We start from the raw sequence: 22169 nt of genomic DNA on the forward strand, positions 1-22169 counted from the left end.
TCTCCTGTCAGAACTTGTAACCACGATGCAGCGCAACGACACCTGCCGTCAGGTTGTAGTAATCAACGCTTTCGAACCCGGCATCTTGCATCATTGCTTTTAAGGTGTCCTGATCGGGATGCATGCGGATTGACTCCGCCAAATAGCGATAACTGTCTGCATCGCTTGCTACCATTGAGCCAATACGCGGTAGAACGTGGAAAGAGTACGCGTCGTAGGCTTTGCTCAGCGGTTCGATAATCGGCTTAGAGAACTCCAGCACCAGTAGACGCCCGCCCGGCTTCAACACGCGATACATTGAGCGTAATGCTTTGTCTTTATCCGTCACGTTGCGCAGACCGAAAGAGATGGTGATGCAGTCAAACGTGTTGTCAGGGAAAGGTAATGCTTCCGCATTCGCCTGAACGTACTCAACGTTCCCCACTACACCGATATTGCGCAGCTTTTCACGACCCATTTTGAGCATCGAGTCATTGATATCCGCCAGCACAACTTTGCCGGTTTCGCCTACCATGCGAGAGAATTTCGCCGTCAGATCGCCGGTACCGCCAGCCAAATCGAGAACGGTTTGTCCGCGACGCACGCCACTGCAGTCAATGGTGAAGCGTTTCCACAAACGATGAATGCCGAATGACATTAAGTCATTCATAACGTCATATTTAGAGGCCACAGAATGAAAAACGTGGGCCACCATGTCAGCTTTCTGCTCTTTAGCGACGGTCTGAAAGCCAAAGTGCGTCGTTTCTTGTGAATTATCCACCATCTCAGTGCCTGCTCATTCAAAAAATGTTCGAGAAGTGTAACAGATTGGGCCAATTTGCCCTACCCTTCTGCCGGGTTCAACTACCCCAAATGGACTAGCTTGATTGCTGATTTACCGCTTCATCATCGGAGTAAGGCTCATCTTGTTGCGTTTCAGGGACCGAGCGCAAGCGGTACTCTTCATCCTGCGTAGTGGCTTGTTCAGCCAGCTCAGGATTAATCTCGCGCTTAATTTCCACTCCTAAACTGCGAAACGCTTCGGCCTGCGACAGGACGTTTCCACGGCCTGAAGAGAGTTTTTTCATCGCCTGTCGGTAGTTGTCCTGGGCTTTATCCAGGCTTTGACCAATTGCCGACATATCATCCACAAACAACCGCATCTTGTCATAAAGTTTGCTGGCCCGATCGGCAATTTGTTGCGCATTACGGCTCTGATGCTCGTAGCGCCACAGATTGGCAATCGTACGCAATGCCACCAACAGCGTGGTGGGACTGACCAGCATAATGTTATTTCTAAGCGCTTCGGTAATCAGTTCGGGCTGCCTGTCGAGCGCCAGTAAAAAAGCTGGCTCAACGGGGATAAACATCAGCACATAGTCAAGCGTACGTAATCCAGGAAGCTGCTGATAGTCTTTGCGGCCCAACAGACGAATGTGGTTTCGCACCGAGGCGATGTGCTCCTGTAGCGCGCTCTCGCGGGTGAATTCATCTTCAGCGTTAAAATAGCGTTCATAGGCGACCAGCGTCATTTTCGCATCAATCACCACATCTTTGCCCTGCGGTAATCGAACAATAACATCTGGCTGCATCCGTGAACGGGCGTCGTTTTCGATGCTGACCTGGGTTTCGTATTCATAGCCTTCGCGCAGACCGGAAGCCTCAAGCACCCGCGTGAGTACGACCTCGCCCCAGTTCCCCTGCGTTTTGTTATCACCTTTTAATGCCCGCGTCAGGTTTACCGCTTCCTGTGCCATCTGCGCATTCAGTTGTTGGAGATTACGAATTTCGTGCGCCAGAGTATGGCGTTCCTGCGCCTCTTTGCCAAAGCTGTCCTGAACCTGGCGTCGAAAACCGTCCAGTTGTTCGCGAAGCGGTGCCAGCAGGCTGTTCAGGCTTTGGCGATTTTGCTCATCTACGCGGCGATTGCTGTGCTCGAAAATACGGTTCGCCAGATTTTCAAACTGCTCGCTCAGGCGCTGTTCGCTGTTGATCATCTGACGGATCTTATCTTCCGCATGCTGTTGCGTTGCTTCCAGCCGGGTAGTGACTTCACGGAGATCGGCTTCCAGAGAGGTGTTGATACTGTGCAGGCTGCGCAATTCGTTATTAAGCAGTTCGCACTCATCACGCCAGTGGGCTTCCTGTGAGAGTTGTTGCCGGGCGGCGCTTAGCGCGATATCCAGTTCACGTCGTTCTTCGATGAGATCGGCACGGATCCTGTCGGCGTGCGCTTTTGTTGCCAGCCACCCGACCAGCAGTCCTGCGGCTAATGCCAGCACGGCACTCATCACAATTGAAATATCCACAACGCCCCCCTTACAGCTACGACTTACCGGCACAAAATAGAATTGTGCTGTATAAACGTCCAGTTTAAAAGGAATTTCCTGCGAGGCACTACGCAAAATAAAAAGGCCGAACGCGTCGGCCTTTTTGAATAGACGGGAGAATTACAGTAAACGACGCGCAGCTTCCACCACGATTTTCACCGCGTGGCTTTCTGTTTGTTTCATCGTTTCCGCATTAGGGATCTCTTGCTGAGTACGGTTCACGATAACACCCGCAACCATACCGGCACGCAGACCCTGGCTAGCGCACATGGTCAGCAGCGTGGCGGATTCCATTTCGTAGTTCATGACGCCCATAGACTGCCACTCTTCCATAGAGCCTTTAAAACGGCTCACTACGCGACCAGAGAAGGTGTCATAACGCTCCTGGCCCGGGTAGAAGGTATCAGAAGACGCAGTAACGCCAATGTGGGTGGTGGCGCCGATTGATTTCGCCGCTTCCACCAGCGCGGTGGTGCACTCGAAGTCCGCAACAGCCGGGAACTCCATGGGCGCGAAGTGCAGGCTTGCTCCATCCAGACGGACAGACGCCGTGGTGACCAGGACATCACCCACGTTGATATGTGGCTGGATAGCGCCAGTCGTACCGATACGCAGGAAGGTACGAATGCCCAGCTGTGCCAGTTCTTCTACGGCAATAGAGGTTGACGGGCCACCGATACCGGTAGAGCAAACGATCACGGCTTTACCATCCAGCTCAGCACGCCAGGTAGTGAACTCGCGATGAGATGCCAGCTTAACCGGCTTATCCATCAGCGCGGCGATCTTTTCCACACGCTCCGGGTCGCCAGGGACGATAGCAAGCGTAGCCCCTTGTAAATCGCTCTTAGTGAGGCCGAGATGAAAAACATCAGACTTAGACATAAAAACTCCTCTGTGAATCGGTTTTGTCAGAAGAAGCAAAAACACACTTTACCGAAGGCATGAACATATTTTCGTGACAGTAATCACTATGATGTAAATCAATTGCATTCAATTACCATCAAATAGTGACTTGAATCACATAAATGATGCGATGTAAGGAACCCCTGCACAAAAGATAGCCCGTTTAAGGCAATGTGGTTCGTTGCATGTGTCTATAGTTAACAATGCGCTTTTTGGCTGAATATTTAAGGGTACGGAGAATACCATGACAACACGACAATCTGGCTTTGCACCTGCTGTATCTCCACCAACGTCTACCACGGTTCACACTCCAGATAACGCAATTATCGCCGGAGTAACATCCATACCTTCACAAGGCGATGATATGCCAGCGTATCACGCACGACCAAAGCAAACCGATGGCCCGCTGCCCGTGGTTATTGTCGTGCAGGAGATTTTTGGCATTCATGAACACATTCGTGACGTTTGCCGCCGTCTGGCTCTGGAAGGGTATCTGGCTATCGCTCCAGAGCTCTATTTTCGCGAAGGCGATCCCAATGACTTTGCCGACATTCCCACGCTGCTCAGCGGCCTTGTCGCCAAAGTACCTGACTCTCAGGTACTGGCCGATTTGGATCACGTCGCCAGCTGGGCCTCCCGCAACGGAGGTGATGCGCATCAACTGATGATTACCGGATTCTGCTGGGGCGGGCGCATTACCTGGCTGTATGCCGCACATAATCCACAGTTAAAAGCGGCGGTGGCGTGGTACGGCAAACTGGTGGGCGATAAAACCCTCAACTCGCCGAAGCATCCCGTTGATATCGCGACCGATCTTAACGCTCCCGTTCTGGGGCTTTATGGCGGCCAGGACACCAGTATTCCACAAGATACCGTTGAAACAATGCGTCAGGCGCTACGCGCCGCCAATGCTAAAGCGGAAATCGTGGTCTATCCCGATGCCGGACATGCGTTTAACGCCGATTATCGCCCGAGCTATCACGAAGAGTCCGCTAAGGATGGCTGGCAGAGAATGCTGGAGTGGTTTACCCAGTACGGCAGTAAAAAATAAGGACAACCCTGGCTTCGGCCAGGGTATCCCTCAGAAAAAATAAGTGTATTGCGTCACATTCTTGCGACAATTTTTTTAATTATACAGTCTCGCTGCATCAATTTTTTTGCTGTTAAAGAAGGCGCTATGATCGCCTTCACATTTGACGTACTCCTCCCCCATCAAATGCAAAATTTTCGTTGCTTAGCGCCAAACTATTTTTCTGTTTAACATCGCTATTCTCCTGAATACTCAGTAACAGACCCAGCGAATTGCTTATTCTGTGAACAGGAGATTGATCATGACGCAACAGACTTTCCAGGCCCAACCTTTTGCTCTGCCTTTTGATCCGCATACCACCGCACTGGTGATGATCGATATGCAACGTGACTTTGTTGAGGCAGGTGGTTTTGGTGAAGCATTAGGTAACGATGTCTCGTTGGTTCGAAGCGCAATTGAGCCATGTAAAAAGGTATTAGCGGCTGCGCGCGATAAAGGCTTACTTGTGATTCATACTCGCGAAGGGCACCGCGCCGATCTTAGCGATTGCCCGGCGGCGAAACTCACCCGCGGCGGTAAAACTTTCATTGGCGAAACAGGCCCTATGGGACGCATTTTGGTTCGGGGCGAAGCCGGTCACGACATTATCCCTGAACTGTACCCGGTCTCGGGTGAACCGGTTATCGACAAACCAGGTAAAGGTGCGTTCTACCAGACTGATTTACATCTGATTTTACAAAATCACGGGATCAAAACGTTAATTGTCTGCGGCGTCACGACTGAAGTATGCGTGACGACGACGGTACGAGAAGCCAACGATCGGGGCTATGAATGCATCATTCCTGAAGATTGTGTGGGTTCCTACTTTCCAGAGTTCCAGAAATATGCGCTGGAGATGATCAAAGCCCAGGGCGCGATTTTTGGTTGGGTCAGTCACGCTGATGCCATTATCGCAGGGTTGAAAGGCTAACGTCATGACGCCGGCGGCACTTTCTGCGCTTTCGCTAGGGTATCTCTTTCCGGTGAAAGGACGACACATTCTGCGGGTTCACAGTGCATTTCAGCATGCTCTGAATCTGCGCTCAGAAGAAGGACGGCACCTCACGCTGCTGTGTGCAGAGAAGTATCAAAACCTGGCGGATGCGGCACGGATCATGCTGCCAGAATGGTGGGACTGGCGGCGGGAGATCACAGGAACCGGGACAATTCGGTTAGCCGATGGCGTATTAATAGCCCAGCGTTTTCGTGTGGACCTGAACGCAGCCGCAGTATGGCAGCCCCAACTCCGATGTGAATCGCTGGATCCGAAAACCTGTTTGTGGCCCCAACGGCACTACAGGACGCTGGATTCTCAACTGCTGCTGTTTTGCCTGGAACATGAGGTAGAAAGCGCACTGCAATGGCAGGGAAATATTCGCCAACGGGGGTTAAGGCCACAAGAGTCGCCGGAGCAACTTGAAGAACAGGTCCCCCGGTTAATCGGTTACGGCAAAGGGCTAACGCCGGATGGCGATGACTATCTACTGGGTTATCTGGCGGCGCTTTGGCAGTGGAAACTCTGTCCCGGTCTTGAGGCTCACTACACCAGATTGCAACAGGCTATTGAACGGCAACTACCGTACACAACTGACATCAGCCAGCATTATTTACACGGCGCGCTACAAGGTCATTTTTCGCAACCGATTTGCGAGTTGCTCAAACAGCTTAATGCTGACGCGCCTACAACAACGATTATCGCCTGTGCAGAACAGGTCATGCAATTTGGGGCGACATCGGGCGTCGACTGCCTGGCCGGTTTGCTTCACGGCATGAGAACGCTGTACGCACACCATTGAATAAATGAAATGCTCTCGTAGCGCAGATCGCTACGCGGAATCGCTGTACCCGACATCTGTTATCGGGTGATAAACGACGGACATAACACAATGAAAGTAAAGAATAAAATTTTCAGAAACCTCTATCAGGATTCCGTATCCCTGATGCAGATTTCGGCGCAAATCAGCGCGTTACCAGGCATTCAGCAGGCTTCCGTGGTGATGGGAACATCAACAAATCTTGAGCAGCTTAGTCACGCCGGGCTTGGCGACAACGTCAAAGCAGGGCCAAACGACCTGGTCATAGCGGTAATGGGAGAGGAGGATATCTGCGCCGAAGCGCTGGATATCGCAGAACAACGCCTGACCAGTAAACCGGAAGATGAAGGTGACGAGGGTGTAAAAACACCGGATATAGTGAGTATAGAAATGGCGCTGGAGAAAGTGCCTGATGCCAATCTGGCGCTGATTTCGGTCCCTGGTGACTACGCCGCGGCGGAAGCCATTAAAGCGCTGAATCTTGGTCTGAATGTGATGATGTTCAGCGATAACGTCAGCATTGAGCAAGAAAAAGCGATAAAAAACCTCGCTCGTGATCGTAACCGTATCGTCATGGGGCCCGATTGCGGAACCGCCATTATTAACGGCATTCCATTGGGTTTCGCGAATGTAGTAAACCGCGGTCATATCGGCGTGGTGGGAGCCTCCGGCACGGGATTACAGGAAGTCACCTGTCGTATTGACCAACTGGGTGCAGGTATCTCTCAGGCGCTCGGTACTGGCGGCCACGATCTGAGCGAAGACATCGGCGGGATTTCGATGCTGTTTGGGCTGCAAGCACTCATGGATGATGACGACACCCACGTCATCGTATTGATTTCCAAACCACCGTCATCAGTGGTAGCTGAACGTATTCTGCAACTGGCGCAGTCTGCCGGCAAGCCGGTCGTCGTCAATTTCCTGGGAGCCGACCCACAAACCGTTACGCGACCAAACGTAACCGCAGCGACAACCCTTGCTGGCGCAGCAGACCTTGCCGTCGCGTTGCTAAACAAACGCCCACTAACGGAAACTCGCTATCAGCCTTCACCGTCAGACCTTACTGCACTGCAACAAGCCTGCCAGCGTTTGGCTCCAACTCGTCAGGCTATCCGCGGTGTTTTTGCAGGAGGAACATTCTGCTACGAAGCGCAGCTCATCTGTCAGCAAAACGGTTTTACCGCCGCATCAAACACGCCGGTGTCGGGTAACCAAACGCTTGCCAATATCTGGCAAAGCCATAACCACACGCTGATAGATATGGGTGATGACGATTTTACCCGAGGTAAGCCACATCCCATGATCGACCCGACATTACGCAATCAACGTCTGCTCGCTGAACTTAACGATCCGCAGACCGCCGTCGTTCTGTTCGATTTGGTGTTGGGATACGGTGCGTCTGAAGCACCTGCTGCTGAATTACTCGAACAACTCACACAGATTGATCAACAGCAGGCACCACTGATGATTGCTCACGTTTGCGGTACCGAAAGCGATCCCCAGCAAAGAAGTCGCCAGGTCAGCGCTTTGCGTGATGCTGGCGTCATTATCGCTGACTGTAATGCCCAGGCTGCGCAATGGGCCAGCATCGTGGCGCAGATTCAGATTGAGAAGAAGGAAGTAATTGCATGAATACCTTGTTTAATCAGCCGCTGAAAGTGGTAAACGCCGGATTACAGAGTTTCGCCAACAATATTCAGAAAGTCGGCGGTGAAGCAATAGCGTTGAGCTGGCAGCCGCCCGCACAGGGAGATGTGAATGCCGGACTGGAGCTGGCCTCTTTAATACACCATCCGCTGGTTGAACAGGCGAATAAAATCGCCATGGAGCGCTATCTCAGCGCCCAACCGGTACTGGTCGATGTTATGCAGGCTCATGAAGCAATTCCAGAAATGGCTAAAAGTAAACGTATTCTTCACTCCGGCCCCCCCATTAGCTGGGAAAACATGTGTGGGCCGGTAAAAGGCGCAATCATCGGCGCAATGCTCTTTGAAGGGTGGGCCACCAGCCATGAAGAGGCGGAGTGCCAGATTCTGGCGGGAGATATCGAACTTGAACCGTGCCACCATTATCACGCTGTTGGACCAATGGCGGGAATTATCAGTCCGTCGATGCCGCTGTGGGTCATCGAGAACAAGACTAACGGTCAGCGTACGTTCAGCAATTTTAATGAAGGGCTGGGTAAGGTTTTACGCTTCGGAGCGAACAACGATGAGGTACTCAATCGCTTGTACTGGATGCGTGACGAGCTGGCACCGGCACTGAAAGCGGCTGTCATTCGTCTTGGCGAACTGGAGCTAAAACCACTCATGGCCCAGGCGCTGCATATGGGTGACGAGGTTCACAACCGTAACGCCGCCGCGACCGGCCTGCTCATCAAACGCCTACTGCCTGCGCTGTTGTCCAGTAATTTACCTGCGGAGCAGTTGCAGCGAACGGTCACCTTCATTACCAGCAATGATCACTTCTTTCTTAATCTCTCGATGGCGGCCTGCAAAGCAATGATGGACGCGGCAACCAATGTTCCTTTCAGTTCCATGGTTACCGTTATGGCCCGCAACGGCGTGAATTTTGGTATTCGTCTTTCGGGTACAGGCGACCAGTGGTTCCAGGCTCCGGCCAATGCGGTTGAAGGGTTATTTTTCCCCGGCTATGGAGTAGACGATGCCGCCGCCGATCTTGGCGACAGCGCTATTACCGAAACCGCGGGCGTGGGTGGTTTTGCCATGGCTTCTTCCCCAGCAATTGTGAAATTTGTTGGCGGAACACCTGCAGATGCCACCAACAACAGCAGACGCATGCAGGCAATCACCCTGGGCGGCAATCCGGCATTTACTCTGCCAGCACTCAATTTTGCTCCGACGGCGGCGGGAATCGATGCACGTAAGGTGGCCGACAGGGGGATTTTACCGGTCATCAATACGGGGATCGCCCATAAACAGGCAGGTGTCGGTCAGATTGGCGCAGGGATCACGACCGCGCCAATGCGCTGTTTTGTTGATGCCATTGCCGCGCTGGCGCGGATCGTCGCACAAGGAGAAAAACCGTGAATAAACCTCTGGCTGTCGTTGCCGTTGGCGGCAACGCGCTGATTCAGGACGATCGGCGTAATAGTATCTCCGATCAGTACGAGGCCGTCATGGAAAGCGTGAAGCACATTACTGATATGGTCGAAGCTGGATGGGACCTGGTACTGACTCATGGCAATGGCCCACAAGTGGGCTTTATTTTACGTCGATCCGAGTTAGCTAGCAGTGAAGTCTCGCCGGTCCCGCTGGATTATGCGGTCGGCGATACTCAGGGCGCGATCGGCTATATGTTTCAGAAAGCGCTGCATAACGAACTTGCGCGCCGCAGCCTCCATAAGCCGGTTGTGGCACTCATCACGCAAACACGGGTCAGCCAGCACGACGACGCTTTTGCTAACCCAAGTAAACCCATCGGTGCATTTCTGGACGAACACACTGCACGTGAACGCCAGCAACAGCTTGGCTGGACGATGATGGAGGATGCCGGACGAGGCTGGCGACGTACCGTACCGTCGCCAAGGCCTCTGGAAATCATTGAACGAGACACTATCGCGCAGTTAGTGCGGCAGGGCTATATCGTTATCGCCTGCGGCGGTGGCGGGATCCCTGTCATACGCGATGCGCATCACCAGTTGCAGGGGGTTGAGGCGGTGATAGATAAAGATCTCGCTTCCGCGCTGCTTGCCAGCCAACTGGGAGCGGACTTGCTGGTTATCCCGACTGGCGTGGAAAAAGTGGCGATTAACTTCGGCACACCACAGCAGCAATGGCTGGAAACGCTCAGCATCGCGCAAGCCGAACAGCTCCTGCAAGAAGGTCAGTTTGGCGTCGGCAGCATGCAGCCCAAAGTCGAAGCAATTCTCGATTTCATGAATGCCAGCCGACAACAGGGCAAGAACGCCAGCGGTCTGATCACCAGCCCGCAGGCGATCAAATCTGCACTGGACCATCAAAACGGCACATGGATAACCCTTTAGCTTTAGGAGAATAAGATGACTACAACAACCCTACTGGCCGTCAACGGAACCCTGATGCGCGGCCTGGAACTCAATAAAAATATGCAAAAAGCAGGCGGTGTCTTTATCCGCGAAGACCGCACTGATGCGCACTACCGTTTGTGGAGCATTAACGACCAACATCCGGGGATGATCCGCGTTGCCCAAGGTGGTACTCACGTGGCTCTGGAAATTTGGCAATTACCACTGGCCAGTTTTGCTGAACTGCTGATGAGTGAGCCAGCCGGACTGGCAATCGGCAAAGTCAAACTCGAAGATGGCAGTGAAGTTTTGGGTGTACTGGCGGAAAACTGGCTGACAGAAGGGCAACGGGAAATTACCGAATTAGGAAGCTGGCGCAAATACACCGGTCATTTTCATACCGTGTAATGCGCATTAACAGAGGGAACAGGATATGCGTAAAACAGAAGAGAGTATGAATACTGCATCAGGCTTGAGAATTGCCATGATTCTGTTGGGGATCGCAGTAACACCGGTTTTGCTGTCGTCCTCAAGTCTTGGCAACCAACTCTCCAGTAGCAGTCTGGTTACTGTAGTGCTGTTGGGTGGGTTAATCCTTACCATCCTTGCCGCCATCACGATCAGCGTTGGCGAAAAAGCCCGTCTGCCGACATACGGTATTGTTAAGTACGCTTTCGGTGAAAAAGGGGCCATTGCTATCAATATCCTGATGGCAATCAGTCTTTTTGGCTGGATTGCCGTGACTGCAAATATGTTTGGTCACTCTGTCCATGACTTACTGTTACAGCACGGCATAACGCTTCCTGTCCCTCTGCTGGTGATAGCGGGTTGCGTGGTATTCGTCGCATCTACGGCATTTGGCTTTGCCGTATTGGGTAAAGTCGCACAGGTCGCGGTGCCGATCATCGCCTTAGTACTGTGCTATATCCTCTATATTGCGACACACAGCGAAGTCACCGCGCCAGCGGAAGTTGTCAGCATGAATACAGGTGTCGCTGTCTCGACCGTCGTCGGCACCATTATCGTGCTTGTCGCTACGCTACCTGATTTCGGCAGCTTTGTGCATAATCGCAAACATGCTCTCATCTCTGCGGCTGTGACGTTCCTGATTGCCTATCCGCTACTTTACTGGGCTGGCGCAACGCCCAGCGCCCTCAGCGGTCAGGGTTCTCTGCTGGGAGCCATGACAATATTTGGCGCCGTATTGCCAGGCGCGCTGCTGCTGATCTTTGCCTGTGTAACAGGGAATGCCGGAAATATGTTTCAGGGTACGTTAGTGGTTTCAACACTGTTAACCCGGTTCCCTAAATGGCAAATTACTATCGCCCTGGGTGTACTCTCTGCGATAGTCGGAAGTCTGGATATTATGGCGTGGTTCATTCCCTTCCTACTGTTCCTCGGTATCGCGACGCCGCCTGTAGCAGGTATTTATATTGCCGACTTTTTCCTCTATCGCCGAAATGGTTATCAGGAATTGGTGCTGACGCAAGAGCCACAGATTAAGGTACTGACGTTTGTTGCATGGATCCTTGGCGCCGCTGTAGGTTTTATGACGGTAAAAGGCCTCTTCACTCTAACCAGTATTCCTTCGGTGGATTCGATTGTTGTAGCTTGTATCGCTTATATACTGTTAAGTCGACTGGGCCAACATCATTAGTTCCTGGGTATAATTGGCATTAACATTACGGCTGAACCGGGATCGGTTTAGCCGATCTCTGCCAACCAGGAAACCTTATGTTCATCTCTGACGAAACCCTTCGTGTTATTCATCTGGTCGCCAGGCATCAGAGCATCAGCATCGCCGCAGAACAATTAAATAAGGTGCCTTCAGCCATCAGTTACACCATTAAAAAAGCGGAAGAAAGCCTGGGGGTAGCGCTGTTTACTCGCAAAGGTCGATATATCGAAATCACACCTGCTGGCCGCTATTTTATTGAACATAGCAAGACCATTCTCGGTGATATGGAGGCGCTTAAGCGTAACACCGCTCTGATCCATGATGGCGTCGAGCGCGAATTAACAATTGCGGTGAACAATATTATTCCCGCCCCTTTGTTGGTGGCGTTTATCCACGATTTCGAACGACAATTTTCCTCGACAACTCTGACGGTCTGCCTTGAGGTATACAACGGTTGTTGGGACGCGCTCTACAGCAGACGTGCCGATCTGGTGATTGGCGCGCCACATGCCGTCCCCAGTACTGAAGGTATTGTCAGTGAACCTATTGGCCAGCTTGAATGGGATTTTGTCGTCAGCCCGCGACATCCGCTCGCCAGTGAGCGCCATCCGCTGGAAAACGCAGAACTTCGCCAGTACACCGCAGTGTGTATTCGTGATACATCCGTAAATTTTACGCCGTTACAAGCATGGTTACTGGAGGGACAAAAACCGCTGTTCGTACCAGACTTTGCTACCGCCATTGCACTTATCGAACAAAATGTCGGTATTGGCTATATCCCGCACCATTTAGCGCTCCCGCTGTTAAATAGTGGCAAACTGTTGAAAAAACCGATGCGCGAGCATAAACATGCGACAAAATTATTCCTGGCAGCCCGTTCGGATGGAATGGGGAAAGTGTGCCAGTGGTGCATCGACTATTTAAAGAAACCGGCGCTTTATGCCAGTTAACAGGGAAGAGCGGAGGCTTTTGCCTCCGCTGTAGAGGTTAAGCCTGACGCAGATTCTGCGCCGCTTTAACCATGTTGGCCAGCGCAGCACGGGTTTCCGGCCAGCCGCGCGTTTTCAGGCCGCAGTCCGGGTTCACCCACAGACGCTCTGCCGGAATACGCTGCTCGGCTTTCTTCAGCAGGGCTTCAATCCACTCCACGCTCGGGACGTTCGGCGAGTGAATGTCGTAGACGCCCGGCCCGATTTCGTTCGGATAGTCGAACTCTTCAAACGATTCCAGCAGCTCCATATCAGAACGTGAAGTCTCAATAGTGATCACGTCCGCGTCCAGCGCCGCAATGGAATCCATGATGTCGTTGAACTCGCAGTAACACATGTGGGTGTGGATCTGGGTTTCATCCTTCGCCACTGCCGCGTTAATGCGGAAGGCTTCCACGCCCCACTCCAGATACGCCGCCCAGTCGCTGCGACGCAGCGGTAAACCTTCACGCAGTGCCGGTTCGTCAATCTGAATAATACCAATCCCCGCCGCTTCCAGATCCGCGACTTCATCACGCAATGCTAGCGCAATCTGCTTCGCGATGGTTTCACGCGTCACGTCTTCACGCGGGAATGACCAACAGAGAATGGTCACCGGACCGGTCAGCATACCTTTTACCGGTTTGTCGGTCAGCGACTGGGCATACTTCGCCCACTCCACGGTGATCGCTTCCGGGCGGCTGACGTCGCCAATCACCACCGGCGGCTTCACGCAACGGGAGCCATAGCTCTGCACCCAACCGTTCTGGGTAAAGACAAACCCGTCCAGATGCTCACCAAAGTATTCCACCATGTCGTTACGTTCTGCTTCACCGTGTACCAGCACGTCGAGACCCAGGCGCTCCTGTTCGGCGATCGCCTGTTTGATATGTTCCGCGATCCCTGTGCGATAGTTACCGGCATCCAGGTTGCCTTTTTTGAAGTCCAGACGCAGGCCGCGAATTTCCGTGGTTTGCGGGAATGAGCCAATAGTCGTGGTCGGCCATGCCGGCAGATTAAAACGGGCACGCTGTGCCTCGGCGCGAACCGGGTAAGCGTTGGCGCGCTGGCTGTCCTGGGCGGTGATCGCCGCCAGACGTTTTTCCACTGCAGCGTTGTGGACGCGGGTAGAGTGACGACGAGCCTGAATCGGTGCGCTCCACGCCACAATTGCCGCCGTATCACCACTGTTTAGCGCATCGCGCAGCAGCGCCAGTTCGCCGCATTTTTGCAGGGCGAAAGCAAACCAGCTCTTCACTTCCGCATCAAGGCGGGTTTCCACACTGAGATCGATGGGGCTATGCAGCAGTGAGCAGGAAGAGGCCACCCACAGATTACGTTTTCCGACGATATCTTTAATTTGCGCATATTTCTCACTGAGATCGGCGCGCCATACGTTGCGCCCATTCACCAGACCCGCTGACAGCAACCAGTCGGCAGGCAGACGCTTGTGCAGCTCGGCGACATCATCTTTACCATGCACGAAGTCAACGTGCAGCCCCTGTACCGGCAGCGCGGTAATGGTATCCAGATTCGGCGTGACGCCTTCAAAATAGGTGGTCAGCAGCAGCTTCACCTGGCCTTGCAGGGCGTCATAAGCCGGTTTAAAGGCATCCAGCCACGCTTGCGGCAACTCCAGCACCAGAGCCGGTTCATCGATTTGCACCCACTCAATACCCCGTTTTGCCAGCTCCGCCAGCACCTGCTGGTAAACCGGCAGAATATCGTTCAACAGACTCAGGCGATCAAACTGTTCGCCCTTCACTTTCCCCAGCCACAGGTAAGTTACCGGCCCCAGCAGCACAGGTTTCACCTTATGGCCAAGCGCCAGCGCTTCGTCTACTTCATCCAGCAGTTGCGTCCAGGTCAGTTTGAACTGCTGACCTTTGGTGAACTCCGGTACCATGTAGTGATAGTTGGTGTTAAACCATTTAGTCATTTCTGCCGCCGCCGCTGGCTCACCGGTCGGTGCGCGGCCACGGCCAATGCGGAATAAGGTATCAATATCAACCGAACCGTCTTTGTTCTGATGACGAGCCGGAACGTTGCCGAGCAGCAGGCTGGTGGTCAGAACATGGTCGTACCAGGCAAAATCACCTACCGGCAGCAGGTCAACACCCGCCAGCTTCTGCTGATCCCAATGGCGGGCACGCAGCTCGCGGCCAACGGCCAGCAATTCTTCACGGGAGGAATTTCCCGCCCAGTAACTTTCTTGCGCTTTCTTCAACTCGCGACGAAGGCCAACACGAGGGAAACCGAGGGTGTGATTAAGTATTGTCATTATATGCCTCTTATTTAATTTGCAGGTTTTAGCCATCCAGATGTTTACACCGCTATATTTCGCAAGTACTGTATATTCCTCAAGCGCAATTTGTTCATGCCGAAGTGAAGGACTTTCATGATCGAGATTAAACACCTGAAAACGCTCCAGGCGTTGCGGAATAGTGGTTCGCTGGCAGCCGCCGCAGCGACGTTGCATCAGACCCAATCCGCCCTTTCTCACCAGTTCAGCGATCTGGAGCAGCGCCTTGGCTTTCGACTCTTTATCCGTAAAAGCCAGCCGCTGCGCTTTACGCCGCAGGGCGAAATTTTGCTGCAGCTGGCAAATCAGGTGTTGCCGCAAATTGGCCGGGCACTGCAGGCCTGCAACGAACCGCAGCAAACCCGGCTGCGAATCGCCATTGAATGCCACAGCTGTATCCAGTGGCTGACGCCCGCGCTGGAGAATTTTCGTGCCAACTGGCCGCAGGTGGAGATGGACTTTAAATCCGGTGTAACGTTTGATCCGCAACCGGCGCTACAGCAAGATGAGCTGGATCTGGTATTAACTTCCGACATTCTGCCGCGCAGTGGACTGCACTACTCACCGATGTTCGATTTTGAAGTCCGCCTGGTACTGGCGCCGGATCATCCGTTAGCCAGCAAAACGCAAATCACACCGGAAGATTTAGCCAGCGAGACGCTGCTTATTTACCCGGTGCAACGGAGTAGACTGGATGTCTGGCGGCATTTCTTACAGCCCGCGGGCGTGAGCCCGTCGCTGAAGAGCGTGGATAACACCCTGCTGCTGATTCAAATGGTTGCCGCCAGAATGGGTATCGCCGCGTTACCACACTGGGTGGTGGAGAGTTTTGAACGCCAGGGCCTGGTGGTGACCAAAACCCTGGGCGATGGATTGTGGAGCCGACTGTACGCCGCCGTGCGTGATGGCGAGCAGCGGCAGCCGGTCACGGAAGCGTTTATTCGCTCAGCGCGGAATCACGCCTGCGATCATCTGCCGTTTGTGCGGAGTGCGGAACGACCCACTTTCGATGTACCCACAGTGAGGCCACTATCACAGCCGCGCCAATGATGAAGCTTGGCCAGTGAGGCTGTTGATGCCAGATAGCCAGGTTGACCAACAGCCCGGCTGGCACATGCATATTGTTCATGATGCCCAACGTACCTGCATCCACTTGGGTCGCACCGTAGTTCCACATAAAGTAACCAATGCCGGACGCCGCCACGCCAAGAAATACCAGGATACCCCACTGTAGCGTAGTGGTAGGCATTTTCTGCGCATTGCCCAGCATGAACCAGGCCACGACAGCCACCATAAAGGCCCCCATGTAAAACCAGGCAAAAGCGTTATGCTGTGGCATTGGGCGGGTTTCCATCAGACGCTTATAGCCCACCATACCGATGGCAAAACTAATGTTGGAAAGCTGCACCAGCAGCAGGCCAGTCCAGAAGTGGCTGGTTACCTGATCGTAACGAATAATCCCCGCGCCAATCACCGCCAGTAACGCACTGAAAGCGTAGCTCCAACGCAGACGCCGCCCGCTCATCAGGTCATAAATCAGCGTGATGTAGAGCGGCGTCAGCACGGTGAAAAGCAATAGCTCTGAAACCGTCAGATACAGGTAGGCGTGAAAACTCAGCATATACATAATGCCAAGCTGCATGGCCCCCACCAGCATATACAGCGCGATTGTTTTTACGCTGTGCCCACGGGTACGTAAAAACGGCAGGAACACCAGCGCCGCGAGTCCAACGCGCACCAGCACTGCAAAATAGCTATCGACATGACCAGCAAGGTACTCGCCAAACAGGCTGAAGGAAAAGGCCCACAAAATAGTGGTAATGATGAGTAGCGCCACAATGGATGTCTCTTAGAACAGGGAACATCCATTGTAGCGGAGAGTTTAGTTGACAACTGGTCAACTAAAGAACAATTACTTTAAAAAGAGATCGCGCAGGTAGTGCGGCACGGCATCGTCGGCGTTGAGTCCGATGACTTCCAGTTCCGGATGCAGATCCTTCAGACGCTGGTGGGCGTTGCCCATGATGCAGCCTTTGCCCGCCATGGAGAGCATTTCCGCGTCGTTCATCCCGTCGCCAAAAGCGATACAGTCTTTCAGGTTGTAGCCCATCGCTTTCGCTACCGCTTCCAGCGCATGACCTTTCGATACGCCGCCCGCCATGACTTCCAGACAGGTAAGCGTAGAGAAGCTAACGTTGACGCGATCGCCCCAGCGGGCGTTAATCGCCTGCTCCAGCGGCAGCAATCTTTCGTGAGAATCGGTGGTGAAGAAAACTTTGCTGACGCCTTCCGGCTCCAGTAGCGCAGGTTCAAACAGGGAATAGTTAAACACCGCTTCTTTGAAAAAGCGCATTTCGTCGGGGCGATGGCGGTTCATAAACCACTCATCATCACGATAAACGTTGGTCACGATGTCCGGATTTGCATTCACTACGCCAAACAGGTCGCTGGCAATGTCGCGATCCAGGTTATGAGAAAACACCAGATTTCCATCAGAATCATGCACCCGCGCACCGTTGGAGGTGATCATGTAGGTTTTAATACCGAGGTTATCGCGAATTTGTCCCACATCAACATGATGACGGCCAGTCGCAAACACGAAGTTAACGCCACGAGCAGTCAGTAATTTCAGCGTCTCTTTGGCATAAGGGGACAAAGTATGGTCGGGGGAAAGCAGCGTACCGTCTAAATCAGACGCAACAACCTGATACATAAGAAAATTAAACCTCTAGGCAAAGCGGGTTCCGCTGGATGAGTTATGCTTGTCGAAAAATTCGACAATAGCGTTAAGCGCGACTGAGCGCATTGCGTCCTTTTCAAAAAGGATCTCATGGTACGCGCCTTTTATAACAAGCGGCTGACCTCCTTCTACAGGATGGCCCGCCGCGGCGCGGAGTTCACAAAAACGATCGTGCATGCGGTTATCCACCACACGCTCTTCTTCGGCCTGAATTAGTAGGGTCGGCGTCGCGTCATCTCCCGCACCAGCCAGAACCTGTTCGCCTGCCAGAATACCTTCACGTACCCAATGGTAGGTCGGGCCGCCTACACGTAGCCGCGGCTCATCAGCATAGAAACGTAGATTGCGCCGATAGCGCTGTCGACTATGAGTTAACGCATTCATGCCGAAGGGTAGCGCCCGCCAGCGCCCGGTGCCCATCGCATAGCCTTCGCGGATCCGTGGATGCCCTTCAGCCCAGTCCAGAATGTGGCGCACCATCCAGTCGGGAAAGCGCATCACAATACCAAACATCGGCGCGCAAAGCGCAATGGCATCACACTGATTCGGGTGGCGCTGCAGGAACAATGTGGCAATCGCACCGCCCATCGAATGCGCCAGTATATAGCGCTTTCTCCACGGACCGGGTAGCACTTCCTGCTGCCAGAAGGCGGTTAAATCGTCGACATAGTCATTAAAGTTATCGACATGACCGCGATGCGGATCCGACAGCATGCGCCCGGAGCGCCCCTGGCCACGGTGGTCGATAATGAGCACGTCAAAACCAGAATGAAACAGGTCATACGCCAGTTCAGCGTATTTCACGTAGCTTTCAATGCGTCCAGGACAGACGACGATGACGCGATCGTTTTTTTCTGCATGAAAACGAACAAAATGTACGGGGATATCATCCACACCCGTAAATTCCGCTTCTTCCCGCTGACGCCAGAAATCTGTCAGTGGCCCCATGGAAAAAGCAGCAAACGCGTTTTCTCTTGTTTCCCAGTCTTTTTGCTGCTGAAACATCGGGTATCCAGCCTCGCTGACCAAGTAAAATCGTTTTTTTCACCGTCGCTGACACAACCTAACGACAGTAGCGTATTGTGGCATAAAAATAGACAATTCGGGAGTTTCTCATGACCTTTGAATGGTGGTTCGCCTACCTGCTGACCTCTATTATTTTGAGCTTGTCTCCAGGTTCAGGCGCAATCAACACCATGACCACTGCCATCAGTCACGGTTATCGCGGTGCCAGCGCGTCGATTGCGGGTTTACAGACCGGGCTGGGCATTCATATCGTTTTGGTTGGCGTGGGGCTGGGAACGCTATTTTCTCGTTCGGTGATCGCGTTTGAGGTGCTGAAGTGGGCGGGAGCAGCCTATCTGATTTGGCTGGGCATTCAACAATGGCGGGCAGCGGGCGCTATCGATCTGAACACCATGGCAAATACGCAATCGCGCAGTCGCCTGTTCAAACGCGCGGTCTTTGTGAATCTGACCAATCCCAAGAGCATTGTTTTTCTTGCTGCTCTGTTCCCGCAGTTTATTCTGCCGCAGGAACCGCAGCTGATGCAGTATGTGGTGCTTGGCGTTACGACCATCGTGGTCGATATCATTGTGATGATCGGTTACGCGACGCTGGCTACACGCATTGCAGGATGGATTAAAGGGCCAAAGCAAATGAAGGCGCTGAACAAAGTGTTTGGTTCGCTATTTATGCTGATAGGCGCCCTGCTGGCATCGGCAAGGCATGCCTGATTACAGGACCGGACCCGCTAACGCTTATCGGGTCTGGAACGAACTCAGCGCGAAATGATCAGGTGGATACCGAAGCCCGCGAACAGCGCGCCAGCAAAACCGTCAATCCACTTCGCCAGGCGCTGATAGCCACGACGCATTTTCGGCAGCGCAAACAGGCTGGCAACCACGGTAAACCACGCCAACGTTTCCACGATGATCAGGGCAAAAATTCCCCAACGCGCGCCAGTTCCCACGTTGTCGCCAACGAATAATGAGAAGACAGAGCCAAAATAGATAATGGCTTTAGGATTCGCCAGATTGGTCAGCAGACCTTTCAAGAAGCTGCGTCCGCTCTGCGCCAGCTCAACCTGCGGATTGGAAGGAGCCACGTCCTGTTTTTTAAACGCACCGCGCAGCATCTGATACCCCATCCAGCACAGATACAGACCCCCGCCGACCATAATAATGGTATGTAGCCAGGCCATTTTTTCAATAATCAGATGCAGGCCGAGCAGCGCCACGCCAGCCCAGACCATGACGCCACAGGTAATACCCAGCACGCCCATCATCGCTTCTTTGCGCGAACGGCTAACGGCCGTTTGAGAGACAAAGAAAAAATCGGGGCCGGGACTCATCAGCGCAACGATGTGCACCAACGCAATGGTGAAAAATAGCGTTAACATAAAAAATGACTCGCGGGGGAATAGTTCAGTGAGTCACCATCCTGGCACTTTTTTGCCCGGCTGACTACTCTTCGTCGTCACCATCCACATGTGCGCGGATAAGTGCCATAAACTCTTTGCCAAAACGCTCAAGTTTACGCATTCCCACGCCATTAACGCTCAGCATTTCGCTCGGTGAAACCGGCATTTGTTCGGCCATTTCAATCAGTGTGGCGTCGTTGAACACCACGTAAGGCGGGATATTCTCTTCATCAGCAATGGCTTTACGCAGCTTACGCAGTTTGGCGAACAGTTTGCGATCGTAATTACCGCCAAAGGATTTCTGCATTGCGCGCGGTTTCAGCGCCACAATACGCGGCTCGGCAAGCTGTAGTGGAACGTCACCGCGTAGCACCGGACGCGCGGCTTCGGTTAACTGTAATGCCGAGTGATGGGCAATATTCTGCGTCACCAGACCAAGATGAATAAGCTGGCGAATAACGCTGACCCAGTGTTCATGGCTTTGCTCACGACCAATGCCGTAGACCGGCAGCTTGTCATGGGCCAGCTCGCGAATACGCTGGTTATTCGCCCCACGCAGAACCTCGACGACATAACCCATACCAAAACGTTGATTCACACGGTAGATGGTCGACAGCGCTTTACGCGCATCCATGAGTCCGTCGTACTGCTTTGGCGGATCGAGACAAATATCGCAGTTACCACACGGCTCCTGACGCCCCTCGCCAAAATAGTTCAGCAGCACCAGACGACGACAGGTTTGCGCCTCGGCAAACGCCCCCATCGCATTGAGTTTATGCCGTTCGATATCCAGCAGTTGTCCGGCGGGTTTCTCTTCGAGGCAACGGCGTAGCCACGCCATATCTGCCGGATCGTAAAACAACATTGCTTCCGCAGGCAGGCCATCACGCCCGGCGCGACCGGTTTCCTGGTAGTAAGACTCGATGTTACGTGGAATATCGAAATGCACCACGAAACGTACGTTGGGTTTGTTGATCCCCATGCCGAACGCCACGGTTGCCACCACAATTTGCAGATCATCGCGCTGGAATTTCTCCTGCACGTCGGCGCGTACGGTATTTTCCAGCCCGGCATGATAAGCCCCGGCACTGATGCCCCGGCTTTGCAGGCGCGCGGCGGTATCTTCTACCTTGGCGCGACTGTTACAGTAGATAATGCCGGACTTACCGCGCTGCTCTTGCACATAGCGCATCAGTTGATCGAGCGGCTTAAACTTCTCCATCAGCATGTAGCGAATATTTGGGCGGTCGAAGCTGCTGATCTGAATTAACGGGTCGTTGAGGCCCAGCAGACGCACAATGTCCAGCCGGGTGGTTTCGTCCGCGGTCGCGGTCAACGCCACAAACGGCAGGGTTGGGAAACGTTGACGCAACTGTCCCAGCGCCGCGTATTCCGGGCGGAAATCATGTCCCCATTGCGAAATACAGTGCGCTTCATCAACCGCCAGCAGCACCGGGTTCCAGTGCGCCAGGTTTTCAAGGAAGTTATCCAGCATCAGGCGCTCAGGCGCAATGTACAGCAGGCGAATCTGTCCGCTGCGACAGCCTGCCATCACCTCAAGCTGCTGCTCGCGACTTTGAGTGGAGTTAAGGCATGCTGCCGCCACGCCGTTGGCCAGCAGTTGATCGACCTGATCTTTCATCAGAGAAATCAGCGGAGAAACAACAACGGTGAGCCCGTTGAGCAATAATGCGGGAATCTGATAGCACAGGGATTTACCGCCGCCGGTCGGCATAACGACCAGGCAGTCGCGACCAGAGATCACGGTATCAATGATTTCTTCCTGACCCGGGCGAAACTGTTGGTAGCCAAAGGTTTCTTGCAAAACCTGTTTAGCGCCCATTTCCAGATTCAACACTTCCGCCTGCGCCACATTAACCCCATTAGCCTGAAATAAAAACAGGCGCTATTTTCAGCGCCTGAGAGAGAAACTGCAATGATTAAAATACTCTCAATAC

20 protein-coding genes are annotated in these 22169 nt (G+C 53.2%); 11 read left to right on the forward strand and 9 right to left on the reverse strand.

Translation table 11 applies throughout. The features are described from left to right. Positions 1-7: 7 nt before the first annotated feature. From ubiE to udp, 3 genes are all read right to left on the reverse strand, one after another. Positions 8-763 carry a bifunctional demethylmenaquinone methyltransferase/2-methoxy-6-polyprenyl-1,4-benzoquinol methylase UbiE gene (gene ubiE / locus On2M_RS23480; protein WP_003017897.1) on the reverse strand — a complete coding sequence of 252 codons (756 nt, stop codon included), beginning with the start codon at positions 761-763 and terminating at the stop codon, positions 8-10. A gap of 94 nt (positions 764-857) precedes the next feature. Beyond that, positions 858-2288 carry a DNA recombination protein RmuC gene (rmuC, locus tag On2M_RS23485; RefSeq protein ID WP_151220037.1) on the reverse strand — a complete coding sequence of 477 codons (1431 nt, stop codon included), beginning with the start codon at positions 2286-2288 and terminating at the stop codon, positions 858-860. A gap of 141 nt (positions 2289-2429) precedes the next feature. Beyond that, positions 2430-3191 carry a uridine phosphorylase gene (udp, locus tag On2M_RS23490; RefSeq protein WP_057064426.1) on the reverse strand — a complete coding sequence of 254 codons (762 nt, stop codon included), beginning with the start codon at positions 3189-3191 and terminating at the stop codon, positions 2430-2432. Between the two features lie 265 nt (positions 3192-3456). On the opposite strand from udp, the gene On2M_RS23495 reads away from it, so the two are divergent. The 9 genes from On2M_RS23495 (at position 3457) to On2M_RS23535 (ending at position 12729) form a co-directional block, all read left to right on the forward strand. Next, on the forward strand, positions 3457-4263 hold the full coding sequence (locus On2M_RS23495) for a dienelactone hydrolase family protein (protein WP_151220038.1): 807 nt from the start codon (positions 3457-3459) through the stop codon (positions 4261-4263). Between the two features lie 280 nt (positions 4264-4543). Further along, positions 4544-5212 carry a cysteine hydrolase gene (locus tag On2M_RS23500; protein ID WP_151216371.1) on the forward strand — a complete coding sequence of 223 codons (669 nt, stop codon included), beginning with the start codon at positions 4544-4546 and terminating at the stop codon, positions 5210-5212. A gap of 4 nt (positions 5213-5216) precedes the next feature. After that, positions 5217-6077, forward strand: coding sequence for a DUF2877 domain-containing protein (locus On2M_RS23505; protein ID WP_210905526.1), 861 nt, complete (start codon positions 5217-5219; stop codon positions 6075-6077). 90 nt (positions 6078-6167) lie between these two features. Beyond that, a complete protein-coding gene (gene fdrA, locus On2M_RS23510; protein ID WP_151216373.1) occupies positions 6168-7727 on the forward strand; it encodes an acyl-CoA synthetase FdrA in 1560 nt (519 codons plus the stop codon). Then, on the forward strand, positions 7724-9145 hold the full coding sequence (locus On2M_RS23515; RefSeq protein ID WP_151225763.1) for a DUF1116 domain-containing protein: 1422 nt from the start codon (positions 7724-7726) through the stop codon (positions 9143-9145). Before fdrA ends, On2M_RS23515 begins: the two co-directional genes overlap by 4 nt. Further along, positions 9142-10101 (forward strand): carbamate kinase, encoded by a 960-nt coding sequence (gene arcC, locus On2M_RS23520; RefSeq protein ID WP_210905527.1) that lies wholly within the window; start codon positions 9142-9144, stop codon positions 10099-10101. Before On2M_RS23515 ends, arcC begins: the two co-directional genes overlap by 4 nt. A gap of 15 nt (positions 10102-10116) precedes the next feature. Further along, on the forward strand, positions 10117-10509 hold the full coding sequence (locus tag On2M_RS23525; protein ID WP_151216376.1) for a glutamyl-tRNA amidotransferase: 393 nt from the start codon (positions 10117-10119) through the stop codon (positions 10507-10509). Between the two features lie 25 nt (positions 10510-10534). Next, complete coding sequence (locus On2M_RS23530; RefSeq protein ID WP_200110929.1) at positions 10535-11758, forward strand: cytosine permease; 1224 nt, start codon at positions 10535-10537, stop codon at positions 11756-11758. A gap of 77 nt (positions 11759-11835) precedes the next feature. Next, a complete protein-coding gene (locus On2M_RS23535; protein ID WP_151217230.1) occupies positions 11836-12729 on the forward strand; it encodes a LysR substrate-binding domain-containing protein in 894 nt (297 codons plus the stop codon). A gap of 37 nt (positions 12730-12766) precedes the next feature. On the opposite strand, the gene metE is transcribed toward On2M_RS23535, so the two are convergent. Beyond that, a complete protein-coding gene (gene metE, locus On2M_RS23540; protein ID WP_187260257.1) occupies positions 12767-15028 on the reverse strand; it encodes a 5-methyltetrahydropteroyltriglutamate--homocysteine S-methyltransferase in 2262 nt (753 codons plus the stop codon). 117 nt (positions 15029-15145) lie between these two features. Here metE and metR point away from each other — a divergent pair, with 117 nt between their 5' ends. After that, the gene (gene metR, locus On2M_RS23545) at positions 15146-16099 is read left to right on the forward strand and encodes an HTH-type transcriptional regulator MetR (RefSeq protein WP_003841224.1); all 954 of its coding nucleotides are present in this window, start codon (positions 15146-15148) and stop codon (positions 16097-16099) included. Here metR and On2M_RS23550 read toward each other — a convergent pair. From On2M_RS23550 to pldB, 3 genes are all read right to left on the reverse strand, one after another. After that, the gene (locus On2M_RS23550; protein WP_003844634.1) at positions 15987-16886 is read right to left on the reverse strand and encodes a carboxylate/amino acid/amine transporter; all 900 of its coding nucleotides are present in this window, start codon (positions 16884-16886) and stop codon (positions 15987-15989) included. The two genes, metR and On2M_RS23550, sit on opposite strands and share 113 nt — an antisense overlap. Positions 16887-16961: 75 nt before the next feature. After that, positions 16962-17762: a sugar/pyridoxal phosphate phosphatase YigL gene (yigL, locus tag On2M_RS23555; protein ID WP_151217234.1), complete on the reverse strand. Its 801-nt coding sequence runs from the start codon at positions 17760-17762 to the stop codon at positions 16962-16964. Between the two features lie 15 nt (positions 17763-17777). Beyond that, positions 17778-18794, reverse strand: coding sequence for a lysophospholipase L2 (gene pldB, locus On2M_RS23560; RefSeq protein ID WP_003017911.1), 1017 nt, complete (start codon positions 18792-18794; stop codon positions 17778-17780). A gap of 110 nt (positions 18795-18904) precedes the next feature. Here pldB and rhtB point away from each other — a divergent pair, with 110 nt between their 5' ends. Beyond that, positions 18905-19525: a homoserine/homoserine lactone efflux protein gene (gene rhtB / locus On2M_RS23565; RefSeq protein ID WP_003828938.1), complete on the forward strand. Its 621-nt coding sequence runs from the start codon at positions 18905-18907 to the stop codon at positions 19523-19525. Between the two features lie 44 nt (positions 19526-19569). On the opposite strand, the gene rhtC is transcribed toward rhtB, so the two are convergent. Continuing rightward, complete coding sequence (gene rhtC / locus On2M_RS23570) at positions 19570-20190, reverse strand: threonine export protein RhtC (protein WP_210905528.1); 621 nt, start codon at positions 20188-20190, stop codon at positions 19570-19572. Positions 20191-20254: 64 nt separating this feature from the next. Beyond that, positions 20255-22084, reverse strand: a complete 1830-nt coding sequence (recQ, locus tag On2M_RS23575) for an ATP-dependent DNA helicase RecQ (protein ID WP_210905529.1) — start codon at positions 22082-22084, stop codon at positions 20255-20257. Between the last annotated feature and the right edge of the window lie 85 nt (positions 22085-22169).

It is taken from the genome of Citrobacter sp. On2M, from assembly GCF_018035235.1.
GTDB lineage: Bacteria > Pseudomonadota > Gammaproteobacteria > Enterobacterales > Enterobacteriaceae > Citrobacter > Citrobacter meridianamericanus.

Excerpts from the sequence above, each read along its gene's own strand:
- yigL (WP_151217234.1), bottom strand. The coding sequence starts at position 17,762 with ATGTATCAGGTTGTTGCGTCTGATTTAGACGGTACGCTGCTTTCCCCC.
- rhtC (WP_210905528.1), bottom strand. The coding sequence starts at position 20,190 with ATGTTAACGCTATTTTTCACCATTGCGTTGGTGCACATCGTTGCGCTG.
- metE (WP_187260257.1), bottom strand. The coding sequence starts at position 15,028 with ATGACAATACTTAATCACACCCTCGGTTTCCCTCGTGTTGGCCTTCGT.
- On2M_RS23535 (WP_151217230.1), top strand. The coding sequence starts at position 11,836 with ATGTTCATCTCTGACGAAACCCTTCGTGTTATTCATCTGGTCGCCAGG.
- metR (WP_003841224.1), top strand. The coding sequence starts at position 15,146 with ATGATCGAGATTAAACACCTGAAAACGCTCCAGGCGTTGCGGAATAGT.
- On2M_RS23500 (WP_151216371.1), top strand. The coding sequence starts at position 4,544 with ATGACGCAACAGACTTTCCAGGCCCAACCTTTTGCTCTGCCTTTTGAT.
- On2M_RS23495 (WP_151220038.1), top strand. The coding sequence starts at position 3,457 with ATGACAACACGACAATCTGGCTTTGCACCTGCTGTATCTCCACCAACG.
- rhtB (WP_003828938.1), top strand. The coding sequence starts at position 18,905 with ATGACCTTTGAATGGTGGTTCGCCTACCTGCTGACCTCTATTATTTTG.
- On2M_RS23515 (WP_151225763.1), top strand. The coding sequence starts at position 7,724 with ATGAATACCTTGTTTAATCAGCCGCTGAAAGTGGTAAACGCCGGATTA.
- On2M_RS23530 (WP_200110929.1), top strand. The coding sequence starts at position 10,535 with ATGCGTAAAACAGAAGAGAGTATGAATACTGCATCAGGCTTGAGAATT.
- udp (WP_057064426.1), bottom strand. The coding sequence starts at position 3,191 with ATGTCTAAGTCTGATGTTTTTCATCTCGGCCTCACTAAGAGCGATTTA.
- On2M_RS23525 (WP_151216376.1), top strand. The coding sequence starts at position 10,117 with ATGACTACAACAACCCTACTGGCCGTCAACGGAACCCTGATGCGCGGC.
- fdrA (WP_151216373.1), top strand. The coding sequence starts at position 6,168 with ATGAAAGTAAAGAATAAAATTTTCAGAAACCTCTATCAGGATTCCGTA.
- ubiE (WP_003017897.1), bottom strand. The coding sequence starts at position 763 with ATGGTGGATAATTCACAAGAAACGACGCACTTTGGCTTTCAGACCGTC.
- On2M_RS23505 (WP_210905526.1), top strand. The coding sequence starts at position 5,217 with ATGACGCCGGCGGCACTTTCTGCGCTTTCGCTAGGGTATCTCTTTCCG.
- pldB (WP_003017911.1), bottom strand. The coding sequence starts at position 18,794 with ATGTTTCAGCAGCAAAAAGACTGGGAAACAAGAGAAAACGCGTTTGCT.